This window comes from Acinetobacter sp. 1130196, assembly GCF_000588095.1.
Lineage (GTDB): Bacteria > Pseudomonadota > Gammaproteobacteria > Pseudomonadales > Moraxellaceae > Acinetobacter > Acinetobacter nosocomialis.
In genome coordinates, this window is record NZ_JFWX01000124.1 from 1 (window position 1) to 662 (window position 662).

Genomic DNA, 662 nt, shown 5'->3' on the forward strand with positions numbered 1-662 from the left:
CCATTAAGCTATCATAATGATCTTGTCCCATTACTACAGCATGGCCACCTTCTTTTCTTGTAATAAAAGCAACGTCTACATCATCAATTACTTTATCTAAAACAGATTTTAAATTGTTACGTGCGTCCGTATATGTAAATACATGCATATATCTATCCCTCATAGGGTAAGCTGCGTCAAAACGCTGCTAGCTAGACTACCTAGGCGGTAGTGATTGAAACTTTACAATCCTAAATGTACAGAATACTGTACATATTGTCAATTTCGTATAACAGCCATTATGTTAATTGTAGGAAAACTTAATTTTATTACCTTATTGAGACATATCTTTGATTTGACGTTTATGTCTATACATTTGCTTATCTGCTTCAACTACTGTTTGTTGTAAATCCGTCCCTGGTTGACGTGCTGCAACACCAATAGCAGCATTAATTCCAGCCTGTTTTAAGGATTCTGAAATTCGATTTGCTAGTTTTTGAGTATTTTCTAAGTTAGTTTCAATATTTAAAATACCAAACTCATCTCCTCCTAAACGTGCAACTAAATCATTAGAGCGCACAGTTCTTTTGATAATTTGGACTGTTTCTTGAATCATCTGATCACCTTTTAAATGACCAAATTTATCATTTATATATTTTAAATCATTTAAATCTATGACAATA

The 662-nt window shown here is 32.6% G+C and carries 2 protein-coding genes; both read right to left on the reverse strand.

Annotated features, from left to right (window positions below; genetic code table 11):
• Nucleotides 1-148: type II toxin-antitoxin system Phd/YefM family antitoxin (locus tag J671_RS24780; RefSeq protein ID WP_031983789.1), on the reverse strand; the 148-nt coding region annotated here is incomplete at its 3' end.
• Between the two features lie 165 nt (nucleotides 149-313).
• A partial coding sequence (locus J671_RS24785) for a GGDEF domain-containing protein (protein ID WP_031983790.1) occupies nucleotides 314-662 on the reverse strand: 349 nt, incomplete at its 5' end.